This is a genomic window from Microbulbifer salipaludis (genome assembly GCF_017303155.1).
Lineage (GTDB): Bacteria > Pseudomonadota > Gammaproteobacteria > Pseudomonadales > Cellvibrionaceae > Microbulbifer > Microbulbifer salipaludis.
The window spans coordinates 361,779-383,295 of record NZ_JAEKJR010000002.1; the positions used below are offsets into that span (position 1 = coordinate 361,779).

The following is a 21,517-nucleotide window of genomic DNA, read 5'->3' on the forward strand; positions in this document are numbered from 1 at the left end:
CTGATACCGGTGATGTTCGCCGAATATGGCCGTGCCCTCCCTGACAACTACGCACATCTATCAACAGAGGCTTGCTATCAACCCTAGAACAATTTTTCTTTCTTCAAGGTTATTCGTGAATGAAATTGCGCCTTTGGTTCGTTTTCGCCAATTGTGGCGTCAAAAAAAGAAAAAATTACGAACCGGATGTGCGGTGGTTTTGCGGCCGCGCGCAGCGAGTGGCTGCGCGGGTTTTGATGAAATAGGCTGATTCTTTGCGAAAAAAGAAATTCGCGAAGCTGCGGCCAAACAAACGCCGGTTCACAGGCCGGTATGTGTCAGCCTACGAACTGTGTGATCCGCAATCAGAATAGAGGAGAAATCTGCAGTGGTGGAGCCGTTGGCAGCGGCTGCTTCACATTGTGAAGCTGAAGGTGGTGTACCAGTAGCGCCCGGTCAGGTCGTAGGTGCGCGCATCAAAGTTATCGTTGAATGCGGAGGCGGCAAAGGGCGGCGCCTCGTCCAGCAGGTTATCGATGCCTACCGCAAAGCGATAGCCGCTGGGCATACCGTAGGCAACCTGCAAATCGTGCGTTGACCAGCTGTCGATTTTGCGAGTCACATACTGGTCGTTGACGGTGAAGCTTTCCTGCAGGTCACTGACATAATGTACGGTGTACCCGGCCTCCCAGCGCCCCCGTTGCCAGTAAACGCCGGTGTTCGCTTTCCATTCCGGCAGTGAGCCGGCCCCGCCGCTGGCAGAATCTGCAAAGGTGCCGGAGAGATCCTCAATGGGACTGCCGGGTGCCAGCTGGTTGAGGTAACTGGCCATGTGGCTGCCGTTCATGGACCAGCGGAGAAGGCCCAGTTTCCGAGATTGATGCTGGTAACGCAGGCTGGCATCGATACCGCGCACCTCCCTTGCACCGATGTTGAGGCGAGTGGCAACGATTCGCGTGATATCGCCGCGGGCATCCCGTATTACCCGGTCCCCGAACAACCCATTGGTTGCATTTTCGTTGATCAGGTACTGTGGGCTGGTATCAATGACGTCGTTCTGGCGTATCTCGAACAGGTCCAGGCTGGTATGAAAGCCGGTGTAGTCGCCGGGTGTCCACACGATGCCGAGGGATCGGTTGTCCGAAGTTTCGGGCTGCAGGTCGGGGTTGCCGCCAAATTCGGTAAGGTACTGAATACGCGCCTGGTCTGCACGGCCGCTGCAGCCTGGCAGCGAAGTAGCATTGCTATTGGTGCACGGATCGAAAAGGAACTCCTGGCTCTGGTATCCCGTCTGGTTCATGTCCACCAGCGTGGGCGCTTTGAAACCGGTGGCGTAACTGGCGCGCACCAGCAGCGAGGGGATGGGACGCCAGCGCAGCGCCAATTTCGGATTCGCAGTATTGCCGAAGTCGCTGTAATCGGAATACCGAATAGCGCCATCCAGCCACAGTGTGTCCGCCTTAAGGGGCAGGGATATTTCGCCGAATGCCTCTCCGATCAGGCGCATACCCTGCGCAGAGCCAGAGGCGATACCGCCAATCAGTGACAGTCCGTTGATGTCGGTCGAGTTGAAGTCGATGGCTTCACGGCGAACTTCCACGCCGGCGGCGGCGAGAATGTCGCCGGCGTGGTTCCGCCCCAGCGGCCCGTCGGCAATATAGGTCAGGGACGCCATGCGGCTGGCGCCGTTCACGCGGTTTTCCCCGCGTATGAAGTCCAGCTGTTCGCCATCAATACTGCCCGGGGTGCCGAGCAGGTTGATCGGCACGCAGTTGGATTCCACGTTGCAGATGTCGCTGCCTTTCAGTCCGGCGGACAGGCGAAGCGGGTCGATGAGGTTGGTCAGGCGCTCTCTGGCCTCGGTGTAGTGTGCGGCCGCGGTGAGCTCCCACTGCCAGTCTCCGGCATCGCCCTTCAGGCCGCTATTCAGGCGCCAGGTGTCGGTGCTGTTGTACTGAACCCGTGGGCCCAGTTCCAGCACGCGTTTGCGCACGTCGGTGATTTCTTCGCCAAACGGGTTGTACACCTGGTCAGCGGCAATGGTCAGGTCGCCGTTGTCAAAGCGAGTGAACACCGGCGTGGCCGCCATGGTGGATTCGGCGCGGGTGCGCACGGCCATCAGCTCTGCATAGGTTGCCACCGTGTCGCTGAGACGGTGGCTGCCGGCTATATACAGGGACTGCTTTTCCGAGGGCACCAGCGCGGAGGTCTGCTCGCGGAAGTTGTACAGGTCTTCCGTGGTCCACGGGGTGTAACCGTCGCCGCGCTTGCTGACAACGCCATCCGACAGGGCGATATACCCCTGCGGGGAAGCGGAGGAGCGTAGATCGGTGCCGCCGCGGGAGCGGTTGTCGGCAGAGGCGGAGAGATCGCGGTCGCGGCTGAAAATTTCCCCCTGGCGGTAGTGGGCCAGGCTGAACATCAGATGGCGCTCTTCATCACCGGCACCCCAGGTCACACTGTACGACTGGGTTTGCTGGTCGCCGCGCTCGGCTTGGCCGTAGTAGCTGTTCAGTGAGAGGCCATCGAACTCGCGGCGTAAAATGATGTTCACCACGCCGGCAATCGCGTCCGAACCGTACACCGCGGAGGCGCCGTCTTTCAGTACTTCAATGCGGTCAACCGCAGACAGCGGGATGGTATTGAGGTCGGCTGCTTCGCCTCCGAAGCCATTATTGACGATACGGCGGCCGTTGATCAGCACAAGAGTATTGCTTGCCGGCAGTCCGCGCAGGGTCACGGTGGCGGTGCCGTTGCCGCCGTTGGTAACCGAGGTACTGGTGGAGTTGCCGGACACCGCCGGCAAAAACTTCAGGAGCTCGGCGACTGTCTGGGCGCCGGTGATTTCCAGCTCTGGTTGCGCGAGTACGTCAATCGGGGCGTAACTGTCGAGTTTCAGGTGGCGCAGGTGGCTACCGGTCAGGTTGCGTCCGGTGACTGTGATTTCTTCCGCAGGAAGGAGTTTTGCGTTGCCGCCTTCATCGACTTCCTCGCTCCGTGCGATCACGGCGATGGCATTGGTGCCCGTGTGGGTGAACGTGAGGGCGGTTTTCTTCAGCAGCTGGTGCAGGGCGGGGGCAATACTGCCATCCGGGGTGTCCAGGTGCTGCTGAGGGATATAAATAGAAGAAGCACTGCGATCCTGAACAACGAGGGAAACCCGGCATTGGCGCCCAAGGGTGATCAGCGCCCGGGATAGAGGGCCCGAGGCAAGCTTTACCCCGGATTTGGGGCAGGACGCAACGGCACTTTCAGAGAGTGCCAGTAGGCCCGTCAGTGACAGTACAGCCCAGTGCCTGAAATTCAACTCTGCTCATCCCACCTGCAAAACCGACGCGATCGGCGATCGGGCACTGCAGCTTATTGCTGTTTAGTAGTGTGGTTGGGGTGACTGATGCGCTTTTGGCTAAAAAAAGAACGGCCACCCGAGGCAGGTTTTATATCTCAGTTAGGCTTGGCTGACAAGAGAGTCAGGTTGGGATTGCTCTGGTCCTGTTCGAGACCCAGTGCTGCGGCGATCGCAGCTAGGGTGCTTTCCGGGTCGGTCAGCTCGAAGGTGCCGGACAGCGTCTGGTCGCTCACCGCAGGGGAGGCGGCGGCAGGAACCTTGAGGTAGCGGTTGAGTTCTTCCAGGGCTTCGCCGAGGGGTGTCTCATCAAAGACCAGTTGTCCGAGAGTCCAGTCCAGTGCCTCTTCTGGTGAGGTGCGGCCAACGTCAGACAGGCCACTGTTGGACACGCTTACCTTCTGGTTGCGGGTCAGCTTGACGGACTCTGGCTGCAGGCCGCTGGCGGTGCGAGCTTCACTGACGGCCACGGTGCCCCCGGTTACCGAGACACGGGTATTTTCCGGGTTGCGCTCTACGTTGAATTGGGTGCCGAGGACGCGGATGTTGGCGCTGCCAGCTTCCACGGTAAACGGGCGCGAGGTCTGGCGAGCTACATCAAAGAAGGCTTCACCGCGCAGCAGCTGTGTGCGACGGGACTCCCGGCTAAAGCTGACAACCAGTTCAGAGTTGGTGTTGAGCTTTACTTCAGAGCCATCGGGCAGGGCGATGGTGCGGGTCTCGCCAACGGCGGTGGTGTACATCTGCTGAGGGGCCGGGGCTTGCTGAAGCCACTGGTTGCCGATCCAAAGGGCAATGCCCAGGCAGGCAGCCACGGCGCTTCCGCCCATCAGCCACTGAGGCAGGTTCCAGCCGCCAACGTCGCTGGTGCTGGTGTGCGCGGTGGGTCGGGATTTGGGGGTTGCGGAGTTGCTGTTCGCTCGGTAGTCGGCGCTCGGGACGCTCTCCGGGTAAAGCTCATCCAGGGGCATATGGGAAAGTGCGCCCAGGTCACCCCAGAGTTCCGCCATTTCATCAAACGCCTGGCGGTTAGCAGCGGACTCGGCCATCCATTCGGCAAAAGCGCGGCGGTCAGCTGGGCTGATCGCGTCGGATCGCAGGCGAGCAACCCAGGCACATGCCTGGTCCAGCCTGTCTTCCGTTGGAACGTCTTGTACTTCCTGAGGGTTCACCGCACCAATACCTTGTTTTCCGATAACCTGTTTAACTGCCTGTCAGAGATGACTATGAAGTATTAGTACTTTGCGGGGCCACCAACGTGGCGCCTGTTACTACCCTATTGCACCAATATGGTGCTTAGGTTCGCTACTAATATCAACAGCTCTGTCTTCCATGTGCAATATTTGCGACAAATTATCGCAAAACTTAGCACATATTTACTGCGGGGTCCTTGTTTTGTTGCAAGGGTGCCGCTGCTCTTAGATAAGACGAATGATGTTCCGGGCCCCTCAAACAATTTTTAAAGTTTTTGCTGCAAGGCAGTGCGCCGGTCAGTGCCAATGCGCCAATCTTGTTCAGGGTCGGAGGGTAATGATCATAAATAGCGCTCGTCTACCGAAATGAGACGAGGTGGGTCAGTGCTGAGATGCGCGGAAGGGTTATAAATTTCCGACTTTCTTGCGACACATTTTCAGGGCCTGGAGAATGTACTTCTCCACGCTGCTCACGGAGATGTTCATTTCCTGGGCAATTTCGGCGTAGGAGAGGCCGCGGCTGCGATGCAGCAGGAAGGCCTGGCGGCACTTCAGGGGCAGGCTGTCCATGGCATCGTGAATCGCCTGCAGCTGCTGGCGGGCGGCCAGAACTCGCTCCGGTGACTGGTGGAAGGCGTGGTCGTCGTCGGTGGCAGTAGCGCCTTCTGCGGGGAGTTGCTGGTTTACGTACTCCAGATGCAGCTTGCCCCGGCGCAGTTGGTCTACCGCCAGGTTATTGGCGATCTGGAACAGGTAGGCACGGGGGTTTTCGAGGTCTTTCTCGTCGCTGAGTTTCTGCAGGCGCAGATAGGCGTGCTGGGCTATGTCCTCAGCATCTTCGGTGCTGCGCACGATACGGGTGATAAACCGCACCAGTGCCTGGCCGTGGTCGGCAAACAGCTTCTCCAGAAGTGTCTTCCGGGCTCTATTCATCAGTTGGCGAAATCCCCGTACAGCGCTCGTATTGCTTGTTGTTGTGAGTGCCTTGCCGTCGTTGGCTTTACCGGCATTGGTCTCGAGCACGGGCAAGTTATAACACAGGCGCACAGCAATCGACGAGTGGTCGTTTTGGCACGATGAGTTGATCAGGCAGGTGTGGAGGGGTCTTTGGCTGCGCCCGGTGCTGGCGGGTCTCTATTCCTGCGCGGGGATGCCGGTATAATGGCCGGCTTCTCGCGGTGTCGGCCGCGACATACATCGATCCAACCACAGCACCTGTAGGTGCGGAGAGCGAATGAGTTATCAAGTACTGGCGCGCAAATGGCGGCCGCGACTGTTCCGGGAGATGGTGGGGCAGGAGCACGTGCTACAGGCCCTGATCAACGCCCTGGATAACAATCGCCTGCATCATGCCTACCTGTTTGCCGGTACCCGGGGGGTGGGCAAGACCACCATTGCACGGATTCTGGCCAAGTGCCTGAACTGTGAAACCGGCGTCAGCTCGGAGCCCTGTGGTCAGTGCTCGGTTTGTACCGAAATTGCCGACGGCCGGTTCGTTGACCTCATTGAGGTGGACGCGGCATCCCGCACCAAGGTCGAGGATACCCGGGAACTGCTGGAAAATGTCCAGTACGCACCGACGCGCGGGCGCTACAAGGTGTACCTGATCGATGAGGTGCACATGCTCTCCAATAGCTCGTTCAATGCGCTGTTGAAGACGCTGGAAGAGCCCCCACCCCATGTAAAATTCCTGCTCGCCACCACGGACCCGCAAAAATTGCCGGTGACGGTGTTGTCCCGTTGCCTGCAGTTCAACCTCAAGAATATGAGCCCGGAGCGCGTGGTAGCGCACCTGCGTTTCGTGCTGGAAAAAGAACTGGTGCCGTTTGAAGAGGCGGCGCTCTGGCATTTGGGCCGCGCTGCGGATGGCAGTATGCGGGATGCCATGAGTCTGACCGACCAGTCCATTGCCTTCGGCGGCGGCAAGATTAGCGAAAGCGAAGTGCGTGCCATGCTTGGCACGCTGGACAGCACTCTGGTGTGGAAGCTGGTGCAGGCGCTGGCGGAAGAAAATCCCTCCGCCCTGTTTGCCGCAGTGGATGAGCTGTCCCAGCAGGCGCCGGACTACAGCGCGGCGCTGGCGGAGCTGGCGGCCATTCTGCACCGCATCGCCATCGCCCAGGTGCTGCCGGAAGCCATCGACAATGCGCTCGGGGATGCGGAACTGTTGCAGCATCACGCCGCTTCCATGGCCGCGGAAAATGTCCAGCTTTTCTACCAGATGGCCTTGCTCGCACGTCGCGACCTGCCGCTGGCACCGGATCCCCGCGGCGGCTTCGAAATGGCATTATTGCGGATGCTCGCCTTCAAACCCCAGGGGGTTGCGAATATCCCCACGGCGAGCCTGTCCGGGGCAAACCCGTCTGCCGCGGCTCCCGCGCCGGCGCCGCTCGCGCAGAATGCGCCGGCTCAGGGCCCCACACCCGCACAAGGCTCTGCCGAGGTGCCGGCCTCGACGGTATCGGCGCCTGAGGCGCTGCCTGCCCACGCGCCCTCGGAAAACGTGGCAGCACCGTCCCGAGAGCCGCAGGCATCTCCAGTGAGCGCTGAGCCGGTTGCTGAAACGGCGGCCCCGGAACGCGCTGCTGGCCAAGCTCATGGCCAAGCCCCTGCGTCGGTCGATGACGCGCCGCCCTGGTCTGAAGATCCCACACCGCCGGCTTCGGTTACACAACGCGCCCCCGAAAATCCGGAACAGGCGCTACCGGCAAAAAAGCCCATCGCTGAGCCGGTGCCGCCGCAAGCTGTGGTGGAGGCGCCGGCACCTGCGGTCGACCCCCAAGCACCGGCGTCGCCCCCAGCTCAGCCCAGCGATGATCGCGCGGCCCTGCGTGAGCAGCTGCGCCAGCAGGTGGCAGCAGTGGAGTCGACACCTGCCCAGGGGCTAGTGGAGCAGGCGCCGGCCCGGCCGCAAACCCCGGAGGCAGCGGCCACACTCCAGTCGCCGCAGGAAGCGCAGCGGCCAGTGCCCAGTGCACGCCTGGATGCCCTGTCGCCGGGCAGCTGGCCAGCCATGTATCCCCAGATCGGGGTGACCGGTATCCTCCACTCCATTGCGTCGCATCTGGAGTTACTGGGGCGGCAGGACAATATACTGTCTTTTACCCTGGACCAGTCGTTCAGCAGTCTGTATGACGAGGGCCACCAGCGCCGGCTGGCGGACGTGCTTGGCGACTTCTTCGGCCAGCCGGTCACGGTGGTGATTCAGGTGGGAGAGGTACATGGCGGCACGCCGGCGCGCCTGATCGCGGCCACCAAAGAAGCGCAGCTGCTCTCCGCTCGGGATGCACTGAACAAGGATCCCGTGGTGCAGGATTTGCAGTCCGAGCTCGGTGCCCAACTGGTGCCGGAATCGGTCGAGTATCTCGGGTAACTTTTACGTTGCCCGTTATGTCGGATAGGTGACGCCAAAGAAAATTCGGAGCTCACGTCCGCAAGAAATGTATGAATTGATTAGGTGGTAGAAGCCATGATGAAAGGTTTTGGCGATTTGATGCAGCAGGCCCAGAAAATGCAGGCCGACATGCAAGAGCGCATGGAAAAAATGCAGAAAGAGCTGACGGATCTGCGCGTCACCGGCGAGTCCGGTGCGGGTATGATCAAAGTGACCATGAATGGTCGTCACGATGTGGTGGATGTAAATATCGACCAGAGCCTGCTCGGCGAAGACAAGGAAATGCTGGAAGATTTACTGGCAGCCGCGGTCAACGACACCGTACGACGCGTGGAAGAAGTCAGCCAGAAACTGCAAAAAGAACAGATGGGCGGTCTCGCTGCTGGTATGAACCTCCCGGAAGGGTTCAAGTTCCCCTTCGGTTGATACCTGGAAGTGTCGATTGCTGCTGGCGCAGGGTGTCGACACTGGTCCGCCCAAGTGATTTTCGGGTCCGGCAAGGACCCTTTTTCTTTTTTTGAAATGGTCGAACGCACAATATGTTCAGCCCCCTGATCGAAGACCTGATTCGCGCTCTGCGCTGCCTTCCCGGCGTCGGCCCGAAATCCGCGCAGCGGATGGCCATGTATTTGCTGGAAAAAGACCGGGATGCCGCCGGCCTGCTGGCCACCTCATTACAACAGGCGGTGGAAAAAGTCGGCCGCTGTAGCCGCTGCCGCACACTGACGGAACAGGAAGTTTGTTCCCTGTGCAACAACACCCGTCGGGATCACGCGCTGCTGTGTGTGGTGGAAACGCCGGCGGATGTGCTGGCCATCGAGCAGGCGGGCAACTACCACGGGCTGTACTTTGTGCTGCACGGTCATTTGTCGCCGATTGATGGTGTCGGCCCTGCCGATATCGGCCTGGATCTGCTCGGTGAGCGCTTGGGTGAAAAAGACGGTGGCGGTATTGGCGAACTGATTATCGCCACCAACCCGACCGTGGAAGGTGAAGCAACCGCGCAGTTCATCGCCGAACGCGCGCGCGCCAAAGGCGTTTCTGTCAGTCGTATCGCACACGGTGTACCCATCGGGGGGGAGCTCGAATATATCGATGGCGGAACCCTGGCCCACGCTTTCAACAGTCGCACGGTGTTGTAAATGACGGACCTGAAAACCAGTACCTCCATCGCCGAGAAGAAACTGGTGGATACCACACCAGTGTGGATTGACAGCAGTGAACAGTTGCGGGCGCTGTGCGAACGCTTGCGCACCCAGGCCGCTGTGGCATTAGACACTGAGTTCATGCGCAGCCGCACGTTTTACCCGCTCCCCGCGCTGGTGCAGTTGGGCGATGGCAAGCGCTGCTATCTGGTGGACAATCTGGCGATTGAAGACCTGGAGCCGCTGCGAGCATTACTGCTGGATACCCGCGTGACCAAAATCATGCACAGCTGCAGCGAAGATCTGGAAACACTGGATCGCCTGCTGGGGGTGGTGCCGGAGCCGATCTTTGATACCCAGATTGGTGCCGCCATTACCGGTATGGGCGCAGGGCTTGGCTATGCCGCTACGGTGAGTCAATTGCTGCAGATTGAACTGCCCAAGAGCGAAACCCGCTCGGATTGGCTACAGCGCCCATTGAGTGAATCTCAGAAGAATTATGCTGCGCTGGATGTTGCCTGGTTGCCGCTGGTGTACGCCATGCTATTGAAAACCCTGCGGGAGCAGGAGCGTCTGGCATGGTTGCAGGAGGACTGCTCTGCGGTCGTCGACGCGGCGAAAACACCGGAGCCACCGGAACTCTATTACCGCAAGGTAAAGGGGGCCTGGCGTCTACAGCCGGCTCAGCTGGCCGTATTGCAGGACCTTTGTGCCTGGCGTGAGCGGGAAGCGCGCGCGCGCAATATGCCGCGCAACCATTTGCTCAAAGAAAATGTATGCATGAGCCTCGCCCAGGCCATGCCCAAGTACCTGGCGACCCTTTCCCAGCCCGGGCTGGAGGGCAAAACCCTGCGCAAGTATGGCGACACTTTGTTGCAGATCATCGCCCAGGCCGGAGCGCGCAGTGACCTCCCTCCGAGGCTGCAGCAACCGCTCAACCGAGAGCAGGGCGAGGTGCTGAAACTGCTGCGCAAAAAGGTGGTCGCACTTGCAGAGGCGGCGGGGCTACCGCCGGAGATTCTGGTGCGCAAGAAAGAACTGGAGCAGCTGGTACAGGCGGATACTCCGGTACTCGAAGGGCGGCTGACAGGCTGGCGTCGCGCCGTGGTTGGTGAGCCGCTGCTGGAAGAATTAAAGGCACTGAAGCGTGGTTGAGGTCGCCAGCCGGCCCCTTGAAACATTGAATCGAGAACGTAATTGATGAAGGTCGTGTGTGATATTTACCGCAGTCCGCGGGAACAAGAAATGTACCTGTATGTAGAAAAACAGCAGGGGCTGAGCGGCGTGCCGGAGAAACTGCAGGAGCTGTTCGGCAAGCCCGTGCACGTGAGCACCCTGTTGCTGACCGCGGAGCGCAAGCTCGCACGCGCGGATGTGGAAAAGGTCATGCACGCTGTCAAGGATCAGGGCTACTATCTGCAGATGCCGCCGGTAGTGGATGATGAGATGCGGGCGATTGCCGCCCAGAACAGCAAGCTCCCGCGGGGCTGAGCAGGTCACTGTGGTAAGCCAACGCCCCTTCTGGCAGCGCAAAAAACTTGCGGAAATGACGCCGGCTGAGTGGGAGTCGCTGTGTGACGGCTGTGGACGCTGTTGCCTGCATCGCCTGGAAGAGGAAGATTCCGGTGAGGTCTTTACCACCTGTGTCGCGTGCAAATTGCTGGACACGCACAGCTGCCGTTGTAGCGACTACCCGAATCGCAAACAGCGGGTGCCGGATTGCATTCAGCTGACGCCGGAAGATGCCGCCAGTTTTACCTGGCTACCGGCCACCTGTGCTTATCGTATTCTTGCGCAGGGCGGATCACTGCCGGTATGGCATCCGCTGGTGTCCGGCGATCCGGAGAGTGTGCATCGGGCTGGCATTTCCGTACGGGATAAGGTCGTCAGCGAAACCGAAGTGCCCGTGGAAGACTATGAAGAATACATCGTCACCTGGGTGGGTGGCGATTAAGCAGTGCGGCATCGCCGCCCAATCGTCAACAAATAACAGCAAACGAAAAGCGAATTACAACATGGCGGAAGAGTTCAAATTTGCCTGGTCGATTTATGCCGGTGGCACGGTCATTCTGCTGGCCGCAGGCTGGTGGTTTATGCGTAACTGGAGCTGGTCCTGGGTGCGCAACCTGATTTTGCTGGAGGCGGCCACAGTGTTACTGGTTCCCGCGCGGGGCGCAGCCGATGGTCCGCTGATGCCGGTGCTCCCGCTGTTTGTTTACCAGACCGTCTTTGAGGAAGAGGGCGCCGCCCCGGAAGTGGCTGCCAGCCTGGTATTTGCCGCCGCCGGTGCGCTGGCAGTAATGCTCATTGTGGGCATTGTGACCCTGATACTGCGCCGCCGAAAAGACCGGCCAATGACCGAGAGTGACCAGTACTAATCATCCATTTCTTCGAATCAGCGCCAGTGGCCGACGCGCGCGGTAACTGGCGCCATTTCATTTCTCCTGCCGCGCTCTGCGGCTCCCGACCAGCCTTCCAACTGCTATATCTATTAAGGCCCGCCGCAATCTCCGCCGCTATGCTCCGCAGGCAGAGCGTTCAACCGGTGAGAAATCGTATGGCGCTTGCGCCAGGGTGCACCCGACAACGGCCAAGACGCCGAAGAAAAAACGCACAAAGTTCAGCAGTGCCTGTAGTGCATGGAATAAAGGGACAGGGATGCTTGATCACCTGCTAATACTGACCGCGGTCATGCTGGTCTCCGGTATCCTCGGTGGCTTGGTGAATTACTACCAGATGCTGTTTACCGAGGAAGACCCCGCGGGCCTGGCCCGTTGCCTCATCATGGGCCTGTGCGGCGCCTTGATGGTGCCCATTTTCCTCAAGTTCACCCAAAGTGACCTGCTTATCGAGATACAGGGCGACCCCTCCCGCCTGCTGATCTTTACCGGTTACTGCCTGCTCGCGGCGATCGCCTCGCGCATGTTTGTCTTCAATGCCGCCCGGCGCCAACTGCGTGATGCCAGCATCGCCCGCGCTCGGGTAGAGAACCTGGAGCAGGAAATCCGCGCGATGCAGCTGGAGATGATGCCGCTGCTGGAGCACGAGATCGAGGGTGACCCGGATCAGGGCCCCACACTGGACTTCAATCAGATTCGCAAACTCGACGACAATGCCCTGCACGTACTCAGCCTGCTCAATAACGGCGACTGCGTGTTCCGTTCCCTGGCCGGCATGGTGCAGGAGGGCAATATGGAAACCAACTCGGTGGCACGTGCTCTCAACAGTTTGCTGGTGCTGGAAATGGTCGGCAAAATTCACAGCCACCTGGGCATCCGCTGGTACATAACCGATAAGGGTCGCCAGGTGGTGCGCCGCCGTCGCGCAGAAGTGGCCTGATTACGCCGAACCATGCGGCGCCCGCCTATTCCTGACTGTCGGTCCACTCCTGGTCGCATTTTTCTCGTGTGCGGCCACTGCCGTCATTTATTCTGACTGATTCCGCCTTGGGCACCCTCCCGCTCTTCCTTTACCATGGACGCTTTACCTGTAAAGCAATTCGGAGCGGCCATGAAATTCACCGGAACCGACAGTTACGTCGCCACGGACGATCTGCAAATGGCGGTGGACGCGGCAGTGACCTTGCAGCGCCCACTGCTGATCAAGGGGGAGCCGGGCACCGGCAAGACCCTGCTGGCAGAAGAAGTGGCCAGCAGCCTTGGCCTGAAACTGATCCAGTGGCATATCAAATCCACCACCAAGGCCCAGCAAGGGTTGTACGAGTACGATGCCGTCTCGCGCCTGCGCGACTCCCAGCTGGGGGTCGATCGGGTGCACGACATCGGCAACTACATCAAAAAAGGCAAGCTGTGGGAGGCCTTTGAGGCCGACGAGCGGGTGGTGTTGCTGATTGATGAGATCGACAAGGCCGACATCGAATTCCCCAACGACCTGCTGGTGGAAATCGATCGTATGCAGTTTTATGTGTACGAAACCGGCGAGACCATCACCGCCAAACAGCGCCCGATTGTGATCATCACCTCCAATAATGAAAAAGAGCTGCCGGATGCATTTTTGCGCCGCTGCTTCTTCCATTACATCAGCTTCCCCGACCGCGCGACCATGCAGAAAATCGTGGATGTGCACTATCCGGATATCAAGCAGCAACTGGTGTCGGAGGCAATGGATATTTTCTTCCAGATCCGCGAGGTGCCGGGGTTGAAGAAAAAGCCTTCCACATCCGAGCTGATCGACTGGCTGAAGCTGTTGATGGCCGATGATATTTCCGAGGATGTGCTGAAAAATCGCGATGCGACGTCTGCGATTCCTCCGCTGTATGGCGCGCTGCTGAAGAACGAGCAGGACGTGCATATGCTGGAGCGTCTCGCTTTCATGGCGCGTCGTGAAGGGCGCTAAAGTTACATTTCGTGGCGGTGATGCTGGCGGGGGGAGGTTTGCGAAACACGCCGTAAACCCATCCTTGGGGGCTCTGCACCGCCATCCATGGCGGTGAAGGTTTCGCAAACCTCCCCCCGCCAGCACCACCTTCGCCCGAACTCCTTACTTCGTCGTGCTTTTACTATGCTCATTGGATTTTTCCTGAACCTCCGCCGCCACCAGCTTCCGGTATCTATCACCGAGCTGCTATCGTTGCTGGAAGCCCTGCAGCAGCGTCTGGTGTATGCCAACCTGGATGACTTCTATTTCCTCGCCCGCACCTGTCTGGTCAAAGACGAAAAGCACTTCGACAAGTTCGACCGCGCCTTCGCTGCCTACTTCAAAGACCTGGAAACCCTCGACGATATTCTCGAACAGATGATCCCCGAGGACTGGCTGCGCGCGGAGTTCATGAAGCAGCTGAGCGATGAAGAAAAAGCCAAAATCGAGTCCATGGGCGGGCTGGAAAAAATGCTCGAGGAGTTCAAAAAACGCCTCGAAGAGCAGAAGAAAAAGCACAGCGGCGGTAACAAATGGATCGGCACCGGCGGCACCAGCCCGTTCGGCAACAGCGGGTATCATCCCGGCGGTATCCGTGTTGCCGGCCAGAGCCGCAACAAATCCGCCTCCAAGGTGTGGGAAAAACGCCAGTATCGCAACCTCGACGACAGCGTCAGCCTCGGTACCCGCAATATTCAGGTGGCCCTGCGCAAACTGCGCAAGTTCGCGCGCACCGGTGCGGCGGAAGAACTGGACCTGAACGACACCATCCGCTCAACCGCCCGCAACGCCGGCCTGCTGGACATCAAGATGGTGCCGGAGCGACACAACGCGGTGAAGGTACTGATCTTCTTCGACGTCGGCGGCTCCATGGACCCATACGTGAAACAGTGCGAAGAACTGTTCTCTGCGTGCCGCAGTGAATTCAAGCACCTGGAGTATTTCTACTTCCACAACTTTATTTACGAGCATGTGTGGAAAGACAACCACCGCCGCTACTCCGAGGCCACCCCGCTGGTAGAAGTGCTGCGCACCTATGGCAAGGATTACAAGGTGATTTTCGTCGGCGACGCGTCCATGGCGCCTTATGAAATTACCAGCCGCTTTGGCAGCGTGGAGCACATGAATGAAGAGCCCGGCGCGGCCTGGATGCAGCGGGTAACCAACACCTATGAAAAGCTCGTCTGGCTCAATCCCACCTCAGAAGAATACTGGCAGTACACCGCCAGCATCAGCATGACCCAGCGTCTGGTGGACGGACATATGTACCCGATGACCATCGAGGGGTTGGATAGGGCGATTGCCTATCTGGTGAAGGGGCGTTAGACCAACCCTGAACTTCTGCGGTGGCGGCAAGGCACCGGGTGCGGGTTTTCAGGACCGAGCTAGGCGCCCCCCTGTGAGCCCATCCCTGGGCGCTGCGGCGGCGACGTCCCTGTCGCCGACGCTCCTGAAAACCCGCACCCGGCACCTTGCCTTTGCGTCAAAGTATTACGCTTCGATCCGATGCGGTTGTGGTCGGGATTTATTCAAAGTGAATTGGTTTGAATTGAAGGTGGCGATACCGGGTGCAGCCTTGTGAAACCTTCCGCGAGAGGGACCTCGCGGAAGAGCCCCCAGGGATGGGTTTACGGCGTGTTTCACAAGGCTGTACCCGGTAGCGCCATCGCCACCGGGCTTAAAAATTACTCCCCAAACTTCCGCTTGGGCGCCACATCGTGGTCGGCGGTGATGCCGATTTCTTCCTGGGTGGTGTCTTTCACCACGGTGTGTTCCTCTTCCGCGCCGTGCATCCAGTCCACCAGCTTCTCTCGAATAAAGAACAGGATCAGTCCGGCCGTAATCGCCGCAATCGCCACACCGCCAAAGGTTGCCAGCGGTCCGGACTCGCCCACCAGCTTGCCGATCTCTGCCGCGCCCTTATTGGCAATACCGATAAACGCAAACCACAGCCCCATCATCAGAGACAGATAGCGCAGCGGAGCCAGCTTCGTCACCATCGACAGCCCGATCGGCGACAGGCACAGCTCACCAATGGTGTGGAAAATATACGCCACCACCAGCCACCAGGGGCTCGCTTTCGCGGTCTCCGAATCCCCGATCTGCATCGCCGCACCCACCATGGAGACGAAACCGAGCCCGAGGAAAATCAAGCCGAGGCTGAATTTCCCCGGCGAAGTCGGCTCCCGCGAGCCCAGGCCCACCCAGATACTCGCCATCACCGGCGCCAAGATGATGATGAACAGCGGGTTCACCATCTGTAGCCAACTGGCCGGAATTTCGAAGCCGAAAATATGCAGGTCCGTGTTGTACTTGGCGAACAGGTTCATCGAACCCGCCGCCTGTTCAAAGCCTGCCCAGAAAATAACCGTGAACAGCCCCAGAATCAGGATCACCTTGATACGGTCGCGCTCTTCCAGCGTCAGCGGGCGTTTTTTGTCATCACCGCCAAGGTTCGGCTTCAGCCCCAGTTTTGCCGAAGGCTGGTTGCCAATTTCACCCAGCATCCTGTCGCCCTGGGTCATCTGCAGAATCAGGCCAAGCAGCATGCCCAGGCCGGCCACCACAAACGCCAGCTGGTAATCCACCTTCTCACCAATCCAGCCGATGACCAGATAACCGAGAATCGAGCCCAGGTTGATGCCCATATAGAAAATGGTAAAGGCGGTATCCCGGCGCTTGTCGCCCTCGTCATACAGGTCGCCCACCATGGTGGAAATGTTCGGTTTGAAAAAGCCATTGCCGATGATCATCAGCGCAAGGCCGAGCCACAGCCCGTAAATCTCGGTGCCGTCCGGCAGCCACTTGTGCGGGAAGCCCAGGGCAAACTGCCCCAGCATCATCAGCACCCCGCCGAACATGATGCAGCGCCGCTGGCCCCACTTGTTGTCGGCCATCCAGCCACCGAGGATCGGCGTCAGGTACACCAGCATGGCGTAGGTGCCCAGGTAGCTCAGCGCCTTGGACTGCAGCTCGGTATCCGACAGCGCATCCCAGCCGAAGGCGGCAGCGGCCGCAGCGGAGGTCAGGTAAAACACGAAGATGCCGCGCATGCCGTAGTAGCTGAGGCGCTCCCACATCTCGGTTCCGAACAGCAGGAATAGCCCCTTCGGGTGTCCCATCATCTCGCCGGCGCTGGCCGGGGGCTTTGGCTTGAGATCTTGCATGGGGGCTCCTGAACATGTTCGCGCAGCGGTTGCCGGCTTGCTCTGGCAAGTGCGGCTCATCCGTGGGCTATTGCTGGAAATTTGTTGCACGTGGGGCCCGCTGAAGGGGCTTAAACTGCGCCAATGACCTGAGTATAGGCAAAGCCTTCCGCGCAGAGGGACGAGCGCAAGTTTAGGCACAGACCCAGGCAGTCCCCAGCAGGTATAATCGCCGGTTTGCCGTTTTCCTCTGAATAAGCAGTCATATGAGCCGAGAGTCCAGCCAGCCGAATTTGCAGCAGTATCAGCAGCGGTTGCCCCAGTGTATGGGGCGCGACCGCTTTGAGCTGCAGCGCACCCTCAGGAATATTCAGCGGCGGCTGAAAGAGGGCAAGCCCGCGGACCGGATGCTGGCGCAGCTGGAATCCCGGGTAGCCGCATCGCTGGCGCTGGCCGAGGCGCGCCGGCAAAAGCTGCCCAGGGTGGAGTGGCCCGAAGGGCTGCCGGTAGTGACGCGGCGGGAAGAAATCGCGGAATTGATCGCCGCCAACCAGGTCGTGGTGGTGGCCGGTGAAACAGGCTCGGGCAAAACCACCCAGTTGCCCAAAATCTGCCTGGGGCTGGGCCGCGGTATTTACGGTCAGATCGGCCACACCCAGCCGCGGCGGATTGCCGCGCGCACCGTGGCCAATCGCATTGCCGAGGAACTCGGGCAACCACTGGGGGACTCCGTCGGTTATCAGGTGCGGTTTACCGACCAGAGTACCGAGCACACCCACATCAAATTGATGACCGACGGCATTCTGCTGGCCGAAATCCAGCGCGACCCGCTGCTCAACCAGTATGACACCCTGATTATCGACGAGGCCCACGAGCGCAGCCTCAATATCGACTTCCTGCTGGGCTACCTGAAAACCCTGCTGCCCCGGCGCCCGGATCTCAAGATCATCATTACATCTGCCACCATCGACCTGGAAAAATTCTCCCGGCATTTTGACAACGCGCCGATCATCGAGGTGTCTGGGCGAACCTACCCGGTGGACATTCACTACCGCCCGCCCGCAGACAGTGATGCAGACCTGAATGAACAGATCATCGGCGCGGTGGAAGAGCTGCTGCACGAGGAAAAATCCTCGTCCCGCCGCGGCGGCGACATTCTGGTGTTCATGAGCGGTGAGCGGGAAATCCGCGAGTGTGCCAAGGCATTGCGGGACGCCCAGTTGCCGCACCTGGAAGTGCTGCCGCTGTATGCGCGCCTCAGCCTGGCCGAGCAGAGCCGGGTGTTTGCGCCGCACAAGGGGCGCAGGATTGTGCTTGCCACCAACGTGGCGGAAACCTCGATTACCGTGCCGGGTATTCGCTATGTGATCGACCCCGGTACCGCGCGTATCAGTCGCTACAGTTATCGCAGCAAAATCCAGCGTTTGCCGGTGGAGGCCATTTCCCAGGCCAGTGCCAACCAGCGTGCCGGCCGTTGCGGCCGCGTCAGTGCCGGCGTGTGTGTGCGCCTGTATGAAGAGAGCGATTTTATCCAGCGCCCGGAATTTACCGATGCGGAAATCCTGCGGACCAATCTGGCCGCGGTGATTTTGCAGATGCTGCAGCTGCGCATTGGTGATATTCGCGAATTCCCGTTCGTCGACCCGCCCGACCAGCGCCTGATCAACGACGGCTACAACCTGCTGCAGGAATTGAAAGCGGTTGATGGCAAGGGGCATGTCACCAAACTGGGGCGCGCACTGTCGCGGCTGCCGCTCGACCCGCGCCTTGGCCGTATGCTGATGGAGTCTGGTCCCGCAGGTAGCCTGCGGGAACTGCTGATTATTGTCAGCGCACTGGCGGTGCAGGATCCCCGCGAGCGACCGGCAGAAAAGCGTCAGGCAGCGGATGAAAAGCACCGGCAGTGGCAACATGAGCAATCGGATTTCCTGACCCTGGTCAACCTGTGGGATGGCTATGAAGCCCAGCGACAGGACTTGAGCCAGAACCAGCTGCGCAAGTGGTGCCAGAAAAACTTCCTGTCCTGGCTGCGCCTGCGCGAGTGGCGAGACATCCACCACCAGCTGCGTCTCGCCATCCGCGACCTGGACCTGAAACTGAACAAGGAGCCCGCGGACTACGCCAGTGTGCACAAGGCGATTCTCCCCGGGCTGCTGGACAATATCGGGGCGCGCGACGAAAACAAGGAATTCCTCGGCTGTCGCAATCGCCGCTTCCATATCTTCCCCGGTTCCGGCCAGTACAAGAAGCCGCCGCGCTGGGTGGTCGCCGCGCAACTGCTGGAAACCAGCCGCCTGTTCGCGCACACGGTGGCCAAGATCGAACCCGATTGGGTGTTGGGCTGTGCCGAGCACCTGGTCAAGCGCAATTACTTCGAGCCCCATTACAATCCGCGCTCGGGCGCAGTGATGGCGTTTGAAAAGGTCACCCTGTACGGCCTGGTGCTGGTAGATAAACAGCGTATCCATTTCAGCAAGCTGGACCCGGTTGTCGCGCGCGAGGTGTTTATCCGCGAGGCGCTGGTGGAGCAGCGTTACCGCGGTAAAGGCAAGTTCTTCAAGCATTACAAAGCGCTGCTGGAAGAGCTGGAAGATCTGGAAGCAAAATCCCGACGTCGCGATATCGTCGTGGATGACGAGGTGGTGTACCGCTTTTTCGATGAGCGTATCCCTGCGGATGTGGTCAATCTGGCGGGCTTTGAAAAATGGCGCAAGCAGGCGGAACAAAAGGATCCGCAGCTGCTGTTTCTGCCCCGCGATCTGATGATGCAGCAGGATGCGGAACATGTCGGCGAAGCCCAGTTCCCCAACTCCCTGATCAGTGGCGGTATTGAGTATCCGCTGAGCTACCACTTCGAGCCCGGCAGCGTTGACGACGGTGTGAGCATCCAGGTGCCGGTGGGTGCCCTGCACCAGGTGCCGGCGGCGCGGCTGCAGTGGGTAGTGCCGGGAATCTTGCGCGACAAGTGCATCGCCCTGGTAAAAAACCTGCCGAAGCACTACCGCAAGTACTTTGTGCCGGTGCCCGCGGCGGTCGACAAGGCGCTGCCGCGTATGCAGCCGGAGAATGCCCCGCTGTGGCAGGCGCTTGCCCACGAGCTCAAGCGCCAGACTGCGCAGGCGCTGCCGGAAGAAGCCTGGCAGCAGGCGGAGCTGGCGGTGGAGGATTTCTACCGGTTCAACATTCAGGTGCTCGACGAAAAAGGGCAGTTACTGGATCAGGGCCGGGACCTCGATGTTCTGCAGGCCCGCTACCGAGACCGTGTGCAGCAGGAGCTGGCGAGCGCCGGCGATGGGTTCGAACGGGCAGGCATTACCGAGTGGGACTTTGGCGCACTGCCGGAAACGCACCAGCTCGATCAGGGTGGCCTCAAGGTGCGTGCGTACCCCGCGCTGATCGCACACAAAGACAGCGTCGACTTGAAGCTGCTGGATAACCCCGAGGAAGCACGGCGCTTGACCCGCGCAGGTGTGTGTCGTCTGGCCATCCTGCATCTGCCCGAGCCGGTGAAGTATCTGCGCAAGGAATTGCTGAAAGGTAAAGAGCTGGGCTTGAGCGCCGCAGACCTTGGGCGCCGCGAGGAGGTGGCCGACGATATCCTGATGGCGGCGGTGCGCGAATGTTTCTGGGAAGACGAGTGCTGGCCCCGCACTCAGGAAGACTTTATGGCGTCGCTGGCGCAGCGGGAAAAACTGGTCGCGGTAGCACAGGAAATAGCCAATTTACTAGTGAAGGCCCTGTCGCAGCTGGTGCCTCTGCGCAAACAGATCAAGCAGCAGAAGAATCTCGCCGTGGCCATGGCAGTGGGGGACATCAATCGTCAGCTGTCCGGGCTTTTCTACCGCGGCGTACTGTTCCACACGCCACTGGAGATGCTGCGGCAGTATGGCCGCTTCCTCAAGGGTATTGAGTTGCGCCTGGAGAAAGCGGCCCTGGACCCCAACCGGGATCGCCGCCTGACGGCGGAGTTCCAGCAGGCCGAAGAACCGTATCTGGCGCTGGCGAGCAAGCAGGATTCACTATGGATGGCCGGGGATCCCCGCCTGGTGGAATACCGCTGGATGCTGGAAGAGTTCCGGATTTCACTGTTCGCGCAGACCCTGAAAACCCAGATGCCGGTGTCGATCAAACGGCTGCGCAAGTTCTGGGGCGAGCTGGAATACTGAGCCGGCGGGCTCGCCGCCCCCTGGCCTGATGACAGCGCTGCCGTGCATCTGTTTTTATTTTCCCGGCGTATGTAAGAATGTGCCTGCACCTACGACCTACATACAGTCCTCGCTGAAGAGGCCCTCGTGGACCTGGCTCACGTTTTGTTAACGTCGCTGAAATTCGCTTGAACTCGCGATATGAACCACTGGTCTGACTTTGGGGGCATTTCAGTCTCGGGGCACTATAATCCGGGAGCGGTGATTTTCTCGTCTGCGGGGGTACCTAAACCAGCGCGACCTGAAATGAGCAGCCTCTTAGTACGCATACATCTGGAACTTCCAACAGGAGAACGATCATGAACAAGAAAAACCTGCCGATGGCGGCCGCTGTGAGTGCTGCTTTTATTGCGTCTGCAGCCATGAGCACCGCTGCCTCTGCGAATCCGTTTACTGCGACCGAGCTGACTGCTGGCTATAACCTCAAAATGCTGGACGACCACAAGCAGAAAGAAGGCAAGTGTGGCGAAGGCAAGTGCGGCGAAGGCAAAAAGAAAGAAGGTAAGTGCGGCGAAGGCAAGTGCGGCGAAGGTAAAAAGAAAGAAGGTAAGTGCGGCGAAGGTAAATGCGGCGAAGGTAAAAAGAAAGAAGGTAAGTGTGGTGAGGGTAAGTGCGGCGGCTGATCGCAGCTTATTCCCAGGAACCTTTCTTCGGAGCGTTTCTTCGGAATCTTTCTCAAGAACCTTCAATAGGTACCTTCAACAGCCCGGCCTAGCGCCGGGTTGTTTGTAA

Annotated in this window: 16 protein-coding genes; 12 read left to right on the forward strand and 4 right to left on the reverse strand. The window is 59.5% G+C overall.

The annotated features are described in order from the left end of the window. Positions 1-394: 394 nt before the first annotated feature. From JF535_RS07185 to JF535_RS07195, 3 genes are all read right to left on the reverse strand, one after another. Positions 395-3,286 (reverse strand): TonB-dependent receptor, encoded by a 2,892-nt coding sequence (locus tag JF535_RS07185; RefSeq protein WP_242523750.1) that lies wholly within the window; start codon positions 3,284-3,286, stop codon positions 395-397. Positions 3,287-3,423: 137 nt separating this feature from the next. Then, a complete protein-coding gene (locus tag JF535_RS07190) occupies positions 3,424-4,497 on the reverse strand; it encodes a FecR domain-containing protein (RefSeq protein WP_207000729.1) in 1,074 nt (357 codons plus the stop codon). Between the two features lie 426 nt (positions 4,498-4,923). After that, a complete protein-coding gene (locus JF535_RS07195) occupies positions 4,924-5,451 on the reverse strand; it encodes an RNA polymerase sigma factor (RefSeq protein WP_207000732.1) in 528 nt (175 codons plus the stop codon). A gap of 301 nt (positions 5,452-5,752) precedes the next feature. Between JF535_RS07195 and dnaX the strand changes: the two genes are divergently transcribed. The 10 genes from dnaX (at position 5,753) to JF535_RS07245 (ending at position 14,760) form a co-directional block, all read left to right on the forward strand. Beyond that, positions 5,753-7,891 (forward strand): DNA polymerase III subunit gamma/tau, encoded by a 2,139-nt coding sequence (gene dnaX / locus JF535_RS07200; protein ID WP_207000734.1) that lies wholly within the window; start codon positions 5,753-5,755, stop codon positions 7,889-7,891. Positions 7,892-7,990: 99 nt separating this feature from the next. Continuing rightward, on the forward strand, positions 7,991-8,338 hold the full coding sequence (locus tag JF535_RS07205) for a YbaB/EbfC family nucleoid-associated protein (protein ID WP_066966865.1): 348 nt from the start codon (positions 7,991-7,993) through the stop codon (positions 8,336-8,338). Between the two features lie 113 nt (positions 8,339-8,451). Further along, a complete protein-coding gene (gene recR, locus JF535_RS07210) occupies positions 8,452-9,054 on the forward strand; it encodes a recombination mediator RecR (RefSeq protein ID WP_207000736.1) in 603 nt (200 codons plus the stop codon). After that, positions 9,055-10,212: a ribonuclease D gene (gene rnd, locus JF535_RS07215; protein WP_207000737.1), complete on the forward strand. Its 1,158-nt coding sequence runs from the start codon at positions 9,055-9,057 to the stop codon at positions 10,210-10,212. A 45-nt stretch (positions 10,213-10,257) separates the two neighbouring features. Beyond that, complete coding sequence (locus tag JF535_RS07220) at positions 10,258-10,548, forward strand: YcgL domain-containing protein (RefSeq protein ID WP_207000740.1); 291 nt, start codon at positions 10,258-10,260, stop codon at positions 10,546-10,548. Positions 10,549-10,558: 10 nt separating this feature from the next. Then, positions 10,559-11,011 carry a YcgN family cysteine cluster protein gene (locus JF535_RS07225; protein ID WP_340674137.1) on the forward strand — a complete coding sequence of 151 codons (453 nt, stop codon included), beginning with the start codon at positions 10,559-10,561 and terminating at the stop codon, positions 11,009-11,011. Positions 11,012-11,072: 61 nt separating this feature from the next. Further along, on the forward strand, positions 11,073-11,435 hold the full coding sequence (locus JF535_RS07230; RefSeq protein ID WP_066966850.1) for a hypothetical protein: 363 nt from the start codon (positions 11,073-11,075) through the stop codon (positions 11,433-11,435). A gap of 280 nt (positions 11,436-11,715) precedes the next feature. Further along, complete coding sequence (locus JF535_RS07235; RefSeq protein WP_161859294.1) at positions 11,716-12,396, forward strand: YEATS-associated helix-containing protein; 681 nt, start codon at positions 11,716-11,718, stop codon at positions 12,394-12,396. Between the two features lie 171 nt (positions 12,397-12,567). Next, on the forward strand, positions 12,568-13,413 hold the full coding sequence (locus tag JF535_RS07240) for an AAA family ATPase (protein WP_207000743.1): 846 nt from the start codon (positions 12,568-12,570) through the stop codon (positions 13,411-13,413). 165 nt (positions 13,414-13,578) lie between these two features. Beyond that, entirely contained in the window at positions 13,579-14,760 is a 1,182-nt protein-coding gene (locus JF535_RS07245; RefSeq protein WP_207000745.1) for a vWA domain-containing protein, read from the forward strand. A 359-nt stretch (positions 14,761-15,119) separates the two neighbouring features. On the opposite strand, the gene JF535_RS07250 is transcribed toward JF535_RS07245, so the two are convergent. Then, the gene (locus JF535_RS07250; protein WP_242523751.1) at positions 15,120-16,601 is read right to left on the reverse strand and encodes a peptide MFS transporter; all 1,482 of its coding nucleotides are present in this window, start codon (positions 16,599-16,601) and stop codon (positions 15,120-15,122) included. 245 nt (positions 16,602-16,846) lie between these two features. On the opposite strand from JF535_RS07250, the gene hrpA reads away from it, so the two are divergent. Both hrpA and JF535_RS07260 read left to right on the forward strand, forming a co-directional pair. Next, positions 16,847-20,746: an ATP-dependent RNA helicase HrpA gene (gene hrpA / locus JF535_RS07255; protein ID WP_207000747.1), complete on the forward strand. Its 3,900-nt coding sequence runs from the start codon at positions 16,847-16,849 to the stop codon at positions 20,744-20,746. Positions 20,747-21,084: 338 nt separating this feature from the next. Next, complete coding sequence (locus JF535_RS07260; protein WP_207000749.1) at positions 21,085-21,408, forward strand: HvfA family oxazolone/thioamide-modified RiPP metallophore; 324 nt, start codon at positions 21,085-21,087, stop codon at positions 21,406-21,408. Positions 21,409-21,517: the final 109 nt, after the last annotated feature.

Coding starts and splice junctions, on each gene's coding strand:
- recR (WP_207000736.1), top strand. CDS start 8,452: ATGTTCAGCCCCCTGATCGAAGACCTGATTCGCGCTCTGCGCTGCCTT.
- JF535_RS07245 (WP_207000745.1), top strand. CDS start 13,579: ATGCTCATTGGATTTTTCCTGAACCTCCGCCGCCACCAGCTTCCGGTA.
- JF535_RS07205 (WP_066966865.1), top strand. CDS start 7,991: ATGAAAGGTTTTGGCGATTTGATGCAGCAGGCCCAGAAAATGCAGGCC.
- JF535_RS07220 (WP_207000740.1), top strand. CDS start 10,258: ATGAAGGTCGTGTGTGATATTTACCGCAGTCCGCGGGAACAAGAAATG.
- JF535_RS07240 (WP_207000743.1), top strand. CDS start 12,568: ATGAAATTCACCGGAACCGACAGTTACGTCGCCACGGACGATCTGCAA.
- JF535_RS07250 (WP_242523751.1), bottom strand. CDS start 16,601: ATGCAAGATCTCAAGCCAAAGCCCCCGGCCAGCGCCGGCGAGATGATG.
- hrpA (WP_207000747.1), top strand. CDS start 16,847: ATGAGCCGAGAGTCCAGCCAGCCGAATTTGCAGCAGTATCAGCAGCGG.
- JF535_RS07260 (WP_207000749.1), top strand. CDS start 21,085: ATGAACAAGAAAAACCTGCCGATGGCGGCCGCTGTGAGTGCTGCTTTT.
- JF535_RS07235 (WP_161859294.1), top strand. CDS start 11,716: ATGCTTGATCACCTGCTAATACTGACCGCGGTCATGCTGGTCTCCGGT.
- JF535_RS07230 (WP_066966850.1), top strand. CDS start 11,073: ATGGCGGAAGAGTTCAAATTTGCCTGGTCGATTTATGCCGGTGGCACG.
- rnd (WP_207000737.1), top strand. CDS start 9,055: ATGACGGACCTGAAAACCAGTACCTCCATCGCCGAGAAGAAACTGGTG.
- JF535_RS07195 (WP_207000732.1), bottom strand. CDS start 5,451: ATGAATAGAGCCCGGAAGACACTTCTGGAGAAGCTGTTTGCCGACCAC.
- dnaX (WP_207000734.1), top strand. CDS start 5,753: ATGAGTTATCAAGTACTGGCGCGCAAATGGCGGCCGCGACTGTTCCGG.